This window comes from Bartonella sp. AP57NXGY, from assembly GCF_042195805.1.
Classification (GTDB): domain Bacteria; phylum Pseudomonadota; class Alphaproteobacteria; order Rhizobiales; family Rhizobiaceae; genus Bartonella.
The window spans coordinates 3,033-12,134 of sequence record NZ_JBHIOZ010000046.1 but is presented as its reverse complement, the minus strand read 5'-3'; the positions used below and the strand labels follow the sequence as shown (position 1 = coordinate 12,134).

Annotated in this window: 7 protein-coding genes; 6 read left to right on the top strand and 1 reads right to left on the bottom strand. The window is 38.1% G+C overall.

Annotated elements, in window-relative coordinates; all coding sequences use genetic code 11:
* The 3 genes from ACFIL8_RS05870 to ACFIL8_RS05860 all read left to right on the top strand — a co-directional run.
* The coding region (locus ACFIL8_RS05870; RefSeq protein WP_375689119.1) for an outer membrane protein at positions 1 to 534 on the top strand (534 nt) is incomplete at its 5' end.
* Positions 535 to 783: 249 nt separating this feature from the next.
* Positions 784 to 3,699, top strand: coding sequence for an isoleucine--tRNA ligase (gene ileS / locus ACFIL8_RS05865; RefSeq protein WP_375629739.1), 2,916 nt, complete (start codon positions 784 to 786; stop codon positions 3,697 to 3,699).
* Between the two features lie 177 nt (positions 3,700 to 3,876).
* Positions 3,877 to 4,368 (top strand): hypothetical protein, encoded by a 492-nt coding sequence (locus tag ACFIL8_RS05860; RefSeq protein ID WP_375612104.1) that lies wholly within the window; start codon positions 3,877 to 3,879, stop codon positions 4,366 to 4,368.
* A 654-nt stretch (positions 4,369 to 5,022) separates the two neighbouring features.
* Here the strand turns inward: ACFIL8_RS05860 and ACFIL8_RS05855 are convergent.
* Entirely contained in the window at positions 5,023 to 5,469 is a 447-nt protein-coding gene (locus ACFIL8_RS05855) for a nucleoside deaminase (protein ID WP_273790416.1), read from the bottom strand.
* 269 nt (positions 5,470 to 5,738) lie between these two features.
* On the opposite strand from ACFIL8_RS05855, the gene ACFIL8_RS05850 reads away from it, so the two are divergent.
* From ACFIL8_RS05850 to ACFIL8_RS05840, 3 genes are all read left to right on the top strand, one after another.
* Positions 5,739 to 7,139, top strand: coding sequence for a pseudouridine synthase (locus tag ACFIL8_RS05850; RefSeq protein WP_375689117.1), 1,401 nt, complete (start codon positions 5,739 to 5,741; stop codon positions 7,137 to 7,139).
* On the top strand, positions 7,120 to 7,686 hold the full coding sequence (gene rsmD / locus ACFIL8_RS05845) for a 16S rRNA (guanine(966)-N(2))-methyltransferase RsmD (RefSeq protein WP_375612106.1): 567 nt from the start codon (positions 7,120 to 7,122) through the stop codon (positions 7,684 to 7,686). The genes ACFIL8_RS05850 and rsmD overlap by 20 nt, the downstream gene beginning before the upstream one ends.
* 543 nt (positions 7,687 to 8,229) lie before the next feature.
* A complete protein-coding gene (locus tag ACFIL8_RS05840) occupies positions 8,230 to 8,679 on the top strand; it encodes a hypothetical protein (RefSeq protein ID WP_375629733.1) in 450 nt (149 codons plus the stop codon).
* Positions 8,680 to 9,102 lie beyond the last annotated feature (423 nt).

Sequence of the window (9,102 nt, the reverse complement as noted above, 5' to 3'; positions counted from 1 at the left end):
AATGGTACTAATCCACATGCTTCTCGTTCTCATGGTGGACAGAATATGTCTGGACACGGTGCACAAAGTACACAAGCGGTGGATAAGAACGCTTCCAGTGTATATGGTATAGAACAAATAAAAAAGATGGCTTCTGAACTTGGTCTTGATCAAGAGGATGCAGTTGAAACTTTAAGTCATACTTTCAAACAAAATTGGGGTGGTGCTACACGGGTACGTATTGGTTTTGCTGCTGATCGCTTTATGCCTTATCTTGCTGGTGGTATTGCTTATGGGCAATTCCAAGACACTGTATCAATATCTGTTAAGGATGAGGATGGAAGAGTCGTTTCTTCTAAGAACTTAGCTGATGAAACAAAAACCATGATTGGTTACACACTTGGTGGTGGCGTTGATTTCTCGCTTCTAGATAATGTGATTGTACGTGCAGAATATCGTTACTCTGATTTTGGTAAAAAGAAATTTGCAAAGGAAAAACTTGAAGTTAACTACAAAACCAATGATTTCCGTGTTGGTGTAGCTTATAAATTCTAATTTTTTAAAGAGTAAATTTCTAAGAGGCTCCACTGTCAGTGGAGCCTTTATTTTTTTTTAAGATCACTTTTTGGTTTCTTTTCTTGTGAATTTCATGATAAAGCCCATAGAGTGTGATGATATATTTTCCTGATCGCTGCTTAATACGAATGATAAGCTCGGCTTTCCCTATAGATAAAAACCAGAGTTGCAGGGTTCAGGGAAGTTATGCAAAAATGAAATCGTAAAAGTGGACAGGGATATTTCACAATGGCTGTGAAAAATGAAACAATAGATTATTCAAAAACTCTTTATCTCCCACAGACAAATTTTCCTATGCGTGCAGGGCTTCCGCAAAAAGAGCTTGAATTGATGGCGCGTTGGGAAAATATGGGGCTTTATGCGCAATTGCGTCAACAAGCAAAAGATCGTCCATTTTATATTCTTCATGATGGTCCGCCTTATGCAAATGGTCATATTCATATCGGGCATGCTTTAAATAAAGTTCTAAAGGATGTGGTTGTTCGTTCATTCCAAATGCGCGGTTTTAATGCAAATTATGTACCTGGTTGGGATTGCCATGGGCTTCCAATTGAATGGAAAATTGAAGAAAAATATCGAGCACAAGGAAAAAATAAGGATGAGGTACCTCTTAACGAGTTTCGTCAAGAATGCCGTGAATTTGCACAGCATTGGGTAACTATTCAAAGTGAAGAATTTAAACGCCTTGGTGTTGTGGGAGATTTTAACACGCCTTATACTACAATGGCTTTTCATGCAGAAGCACGCATTGCCAGTGAATTGATAAAATTTGCTATGTCAGATCAGATTTATCGTGGTTCCAAGCCAGTGATGTGGTCTGTTGTGGAACGTACGGCTTTGGCAGAGGCTGAGATTGAATATCATGATCATGAATCAGAGGTGCTTTGGGTTAAGTTTCCTGTTTTTGAAGCAAATTCTGATGATTTATATGGTGCTCATGTCGTCATTTGGACAACAACACCGTGGACGATTCCAAGCAATCGTGCAGTGAGTTATTCTTCGCAAATTTCTTATAGTATTTACGAAGTTGAAAGTGCTGAAAATGATTTTGGTCCTCAAGTGGGAGAAAAGCTTCTCTTTGCAGACGCTTTAGCGATGAGTTGTGGAGAAAAAGCCAAACTTGTTTTGAAGCATTTGCGTGTTATTTCTTCTGAAGAGTTGAAAGCTCTTGTTCTTTCTCATCCACTCAAAGGTTTAGCTGGAGGGTATAATTATAAAATTCCATTGCTTGATGGTTCGCACGTAACAGAGAGTGCTGGTACAGGTTTTGTCCATACAGCACCAAGCCATGGGCGTGAGGACTTTGAAATTTGGAATGATTATAAGTCCTTACTGGAGCAAGCGGGGATTGATTCATCTATACCGTTTCCTGTTGATGATGCAGGGTTCTATACGAAAGATGTTCCAGGTTTAGGACCAGATCGTGAAGGAGGACCTGCACGTGTTATTGATGATAATGGAAAAATGGGTGATGCCAATAAAGAGGTCATTAATGCTTTAATTAAAGCAGATCGATTGTTTGCACGGGGGCGTTTAAAGCATTCCTATCCCCATAGTTGGCGTTCAAAAAAACCCGTTATTTTTCGCAATACACCGCAATGGTTTATTTCAATGGATAAAGATTTTGGGGATGGTTCAACTTTACGTAGTCGGGCTTTGGAAGCTGTTTCAAAAACGCGTTTTGTGCCATCTTCTGGACAAAACCGCCTAGCTTCTATGATAGAAGATCGTCCTGATTGGGTTCTTTCTCGTCAGCGTTCTTGGGGTGTTCCTATTTGTATTTTTGCAAATGAGGATGGTGTTATTCTAAAAGATGAAGGTGTGAACGAGCGTATTTTACGGGCTTTTGAAGCAGAAGGGGCAGATGCATGGTTTGCTGAAGGAGCACGTGAACGTTTTTTAGGTGAGCGTGCACATGAGCCTTGGGTACAGGTTTATGATATTTTGGATGTTTGGTTTGATTCTGGAGCCAGCCATAGCTTTGTGTTAGAAGATCGGGCTGATTTGAAATGGCCTGCTGATGTTTATTTTGAAGGTTCAGATCAGCATCGCGGATGGTTCCAATCTTCTCTTTTGGAAAGCTGTGGTACGCGTGCTTGTTCTCCCTATAAGTCCGTGATCACACACGGTTTTACTTTGGATGAGAATGGTAAGAAAATGTCTAAATCTTTAGGCAATACGGTTGTTCCGCAAGAAATCATTAAAACATCTGGAGCTGATATTTTTCGTCTCTGGGTTATGACAGCCGATTATTGGGAAGATCAGCGTTTAGGCAAAAAAATACTTCAAACAAATGTGGATTCATATCGTAAACTACGCAATGCAATTCGTTGGATGCTAGGAACTTTAGCACATGATGATGGAGAAGAAGTATCTTATGGTGCACTGCCGGATCTTGAAAAATTTATATTGCATAGGCTTTTTGAACTTGATCAGTTGATTAATCGCGCTTACGATGAATTTGATTTTAAAAAGATTATGCGTGCATTATTGGATTTTTCAATCATTGAGTTATCGGCATTTTATTTTGATATCCGCAAGGATTCTCTTTATTGTGATGCGCCTTCATCAAAAAAACGCAAGGCCTCCTTGCAGGTTGTCCGTGAGATTTTTGAGCGTATGGTCACATGGCTTGCTCCAATGTTACCTTTTACTATGGAAGAAGCTTGGTTAGAGCGTTATCCAGGAAGCCAATCGGTGCATTTGGAACAATTTCGCTCTGTACCAGAAGAATGGCAAAACCAATCTTTGGCTGAGCGTTGGAAAAAAATTCGGCAGGTCCGTAAAGTTGTGACAGGTGCTTTAGAGCTTGAACGTGCTAATAAGCGTATTGGATCCTCTTTGGAAGCTGCGCCTATTGTTTTTATTTCCAATCTGGTTTTACGAGAGGCATTAGAAAATGTGGATATGGCGGAGATCTGTATTACCAGTGCGCTCACAATTACGCAGGACACGATACCTTCTGATGCTTTTACTTTGAATGATGTTGAAGGTGTTGGTGTATATCCAGAGAAGGCATTAGGAAAAAAATGTGCTCGATCATGGCGTTATACACAAGATGTTGGAAGTGATCCAGCTTATCCGGATGTATCTGCTCGTGATGCAGCTGCTTTGCGGGAATTGCAGATTCTTGGCAAGATTTAAAGTTTTAGATCAAAGGAAAGAAATGCAAGTAAATTTCTCATATTGATGAATATAGTTTTTTGTGGTACGAAAAAAATTCCGTTGTTTTATCTGCAGGGGGGAAATTTGTGTATGGACCGTTCTCTCATAAATAACGGGAATATTAATCAGCCATACACCTAGGAAATGGAATAGGCAGTGAGAAAACGTGAAATAAAAATATTTCCAATAGGAATTTTAGGGATGTGCTTTGTTTTAACGGGATGCAATTTATCCGCTCCTACCTATGGTACCAATAAACCAGTTTCAATACAGTTTTTTGAAGATGTTGCTAATATCACTTCATTAACACCAACAAATAACAGCAGCCAGATTGTTATGAAACCTCATCCAAAACTTGTAATACCAAGCCCTAGTTCACGCAGATTTTTGCCGGTACCACAACAAGATAGATCTGTCAATGAAATGGCAGCATCGAAGAAGCATCAAGGAAATACTCCTTTTCCTCACAAAGGATCGTCAGTTAATGGCGTTGGTTCAGAAAATCCTTCACAGTTGAATGCGAAGCAACGACAGGAATATTTACGTCGTCAGAGAGCACAAGTTGGAAGTTCAAAATACCGTCGCTATCTCACTGAACCACCTTTAAGTTATCGCCAACCGGCAAAAACCGCACCTATTGGTCGATAGGGAAAAGACAAAACATTTAAAGTAAAGTATTTTTCCAATTACTTATGATACCAAGCTCTCATTCGCGCGCAGTTATAATGCTGCTGTAGGAGGGGGGTATTCTCATGAAATAGCAATATGACAACAGCATCGAGAGATTCCTTATGCGTTTTCTTAACACGAAACATTTCTCAAGCTCATTTTACAACATTGCTCATGTGGCTAGTATAACGTAAAATCTATTGTGCTCCAATACTTTATGCTTAGGAAGGAGAAAGTGGATACCATCATTTTATTTTACAGACTCCAATGTTGCGATAATTTTTGCATTTGAGAGCTTTCATAAGAGACATTTTTAGTCTTTTCTAAAACGTTCTTTATCCAGACGATAATTCCGCTTATGATGTGCAAGAAAGTGATTTTTACTGTTTCAATGTAATTTGAAATGAGAGCATATCTACGATATTTTGGACTTTATATTTTATATACAAAATAATGAATTATTCTTTTGAATGAATGTACCATCTAATAGAAACAATATGCAGAATTAAAAGAGAGAAAAAATGCTTCGAAATAGCTTTTGCTATATATATATATATATCAGAAGAATTAACAGTCTTTTTTGAGAAGTAGGATAGTTTTTAAAGAGTGAAAGTTATGGAAGAAGAATTATTTTTAGTATCGCTTTTGTACAAAAAAGTCTTTAAGTAATTGAGCTGCTTCTTTTTCCTTGAAACCAGAATAAATCTCAGGTTTGTGATGGCAGGTTGGTTGCTGATAAAAACGTGGGCCATTTTCTATAGCACCTCCTTTGGGATCATTTGTTGCATAATAGAGACGTCGTATGCGTGCAAATGAAATGGCAGCGGCACACATAGCACAAGGTTCAAGTGTTACATAAAGATCGCAATCAGGAAGCCTTTCGTTTTGCAATGTTTCGCAAGCCATACGGATTGCGCGTATTTCTGCGTGTCCTGTAGGGTCATATGCAGATTTTATAAAGTTACCAGCGCGTGCAATGATAGCTTTTCCACGTGTAATGACAGCACCTACGGGAACTTCATCTTTTTTTGCAGCCTCTTGCGCTTCTAAAAGGGCTATTTCCATGGGCGTCAAAGTCATAATATTCTTTCTACTGAAGGTATAGAAAATCTAAAGGTTATCTCGATAAGGAATGCTATGGAATGAATAATTTATTACGCTTTTATAATGAAAAGAATACCTCTATTTTTTAAAGAGTTTAAAACAAACTTGCAAGTCGACAGATACATTATTGTCGTTAAAGGATAGAAAATGATAAATGATTATGCTACTTCCTTTTTCAGGATAAGCGGTATGGTGCATGTGAATAATTTTCTGAACATACTTGCAAAGATTGGTTTGAAACGCAAATGAATGAAAATAATGAGAGTGAACGAATTGCTAAAAGGTTAGCGCGTGCTGGTATTGCTTCGCGTCGAGATGCAGAAATGATGATTGTTGCAGGTCGTATTTCTGTGAATGGTAAAGTCGTGACAACGCCTGCTTTTAATGTTAGCCGCTCTGATGTTATTAAAGTTGATGGCAAACCTTTACCTCCTATAGAACGAACGCGTTTATGGCTTTACCATAAGCCAGCAGGTCTTGTCACCACGAACCGTGATCCTGAAGGCAGACCTACAGTCTTTAGTAATTTACCAAAAGGAATGCCGCGTGTTCTTTCTGTTGGAAGGCTTGACATTAACACGGAAGGGCTTTTGCTTTTAACCAATGATGGTGGCTTAGCGCGTGTATTAGAGCTTCCTGTAACGGGGTGGGTCCGCAAATATCGTGTCCGTGCTCATGGAAGAGTCAAGCAGAGCGCGTTGGATAACCTTAAAAATGGTATTGCGATTAATGGTATTTTTTATGGTTCGATTGAAGCATCAATTGAACGCGAACAAGGGGCGAATGTATGGCTTTCTGTCGCTTTGCGAGAAGGAAAAAATCGTGAAATAAAGAATGTTTTAGGGGCATTGGGATTATCAGTTAATCGATTAATACGTGTATCTTATGGTCCATTTCATCTCTCTGATTTAGAAGAAGGAGCCGTGCAAGAGTTAAAAGGGCGGATGTTACGAGATCAGTTGGGGGAGCGTTTAATTATGCAAGCCAATGCAGATTTTGATGCTCCTATTCTTAAGCCATTTTCAAATTCTGCAGTTGTTGCAGAAAAGCAAAGCCAGAAAGATCTTTCTGTTGCAAATGATGGTTGGGTTTTCTCAAGTGAAAGGGCGATACGACGCCGACCAAGAGATGGTTCTGTTGAACATAGTCGCGCACGATTAAGTACAAAGTCTCATGAGAATGTAAAGAAGGAGAAAAGTGAAGAAGGAAAAGCAGAGCGTTTTCTACCGCGTTCTCGCCGTGCTAATGTTTGGATGGCTCCTGGTGCACGTCCGCAAAGTGCACGTAGAAAGCCTTCCTATAGTGAGGAGAAATCGCATGATCATAAGAGCGATTTGGATGGTAGAAAGTCCTTTCATCGAGGCAAGGAAAAACTAAAAGAAAATCCGTCATACAAAGAGAAGAGGGAAAGTTTTGTTCAAAAACATGGCAAAATATCTTATGACGAGACGCATCCCTTTGGTAAGAAAGATCGCTTTTTAAAGGATAAAGAGAAAATGATAAAAGGTGGTCATGATGAGCATTCTTTTGAGAGAAAGAAAAAGGTAAAATCGTTTGGTGGTGCTATGAAAAAATCTAAACCACATAGGGACGGTGCAAAAACTTCGAAGCGATTTGGAGGTCCACGTGCGGATCATAGGCGGTAAATTTGCTGGGCGTGTTTTGTTTTCGCCTGTTAATCAGTCGATTCGCCCAACGAGTGATCGTACACGTGAAAGCCTTTTTAATATTCTTTCTAGCCGTGAAGAAGAGTTTTGGACCAATAAACGCATTCTTGATCTTTTTGCTGGTACTGGTGCTTTAGGCATCGAAGCACTTTCGCGTGGAGCAAAGGCGGCTGTTTTTGTTGAAAACTCGGTTGAGGGGCGTGGGTTGCTTCAAAAAAATATAGAAGCCTTTGAATTACAGTCGATAGGACGGATTTTGCGTCGTGATGCGACCAAACTTGGCAATATTGGCACAATGCTGCCATTTGATGTTATCTGCGCTGATCCTCCCTATAGCCGTTGTTTAGGTGAACGTGCTTTTGTAGAAGCTTTGCGAGGAGGGTGGGCAAAAGCTGATACACTCTTCATACTTGAAGAAAAGAAAGATACAATGATTTATTTACCTGACGTCTTTTATCTAGACGATGAGCGTTTTTATGGTGAGACAGCAATACGTCTCTATAAATTACGATCGCTTACATCTTGAGAAAGTTCTTGTTTTTATCCGATAGGATGAAAAAATGCTTTTTCACAGTTTTCTTCATTTTATATGGTTTTTAAAAGGTTAAGCAGAAAATCAATAAAAGATTCTAATGTTAAAGGAATTGATGAATTTTTATTAGCTTTAATACAGAAGGATGTTTTTTCTCCAATAGGATATATATTCCTCGATAATAGTTATGATCTTTTTTATCTAATTTCTTTCTGCCATACCTTAATCATCACATTTCATCAGCAGTTGAAAGCTTTAAGCTATGCAGTCTGCATTGATATCTTATATGATGCGTAACTTCTATTTTTGCTATTGTCTAAACTTAAAAAAGATATTTTGTTTAGTATTGAAAATATTGTTCATTTATCCTGAATACTTGTGTGTTTAGTTTAGTAATATCGCTTGTTGAGTTAGTCATTACATATTAAGTAAATCTGAGAGTATTAAGTATCTTATCGTTGTGCAGCTTTAAGGATACTTTTTTATATTATTCTTTATCACTAAAGATAAGTAATTTGTAAAAAAGGGGAGATTATCGTGTTTAATTGGATATATAGTGAAGAGATTAGTACAGAAGCAAGTGCTGAGCAAATTTGGGCTATATGGGAAGATGTGGCATCATGGCCTTGCTGGGATAGTGAACTTGAGTGGGTAGAACTTTCTGGTCCTTTCAAAGAAGGCGCTATAGGACGCATGAAACCTAAAAAGGGACCTACAGTAACTTTTACACTTGATAAAGTTATAAAAAATGTTTGTTTTTCTGATTATGCTAAACTTCCTTTTACACGTATGAGTTTTAATCATGAATATATTTGTTCAACAAAATCGGGTTCTTCAAATAACAAAATTCGTCATACTGTAACCATGTCTGGTTTATTTTCTCCTTTCTTTGGAATGATTATTGGGTCAAAAATTAAGTTACATCTTCGCGATGCAATGATTGAAATGAGCAGACGTGCTCTTACTGAAAACAAAAGCATTTTGTAAGGGGGTGCATTTATAAAGAAGTTAATACCTTAAAAAAGGTGCAGAACTCTTAGCCTTGTTAGAATGAAATCAGTTATGAGTATATAGCAAATTGATGAGCTATGATTTGGTTTTAGTTAGCTGTTGAAATCGTGTCAAAGCATCTTACGGGATTAATTTTGCGCTAAAAATCTTATGAAATTCATTGAATTTTTTTATATATAAAAGCTTATAAGATGCTCTCTTCATTGAAAATGAGAAAGGTTCAGAAGTTCATTACTTCTCTTATGATGTAGGTCCATATCGTCATAATATTTGCCTGTTTCTAATGTTGCAATATTTTTTGCATTTAAAATCTTCATAAGAGGCATTTTGATTTCTTCTTAAATAGTTTTCATTCATAGGCCCCTTACTTATGATTTGCTCGCAAATAGTTGTGATTGA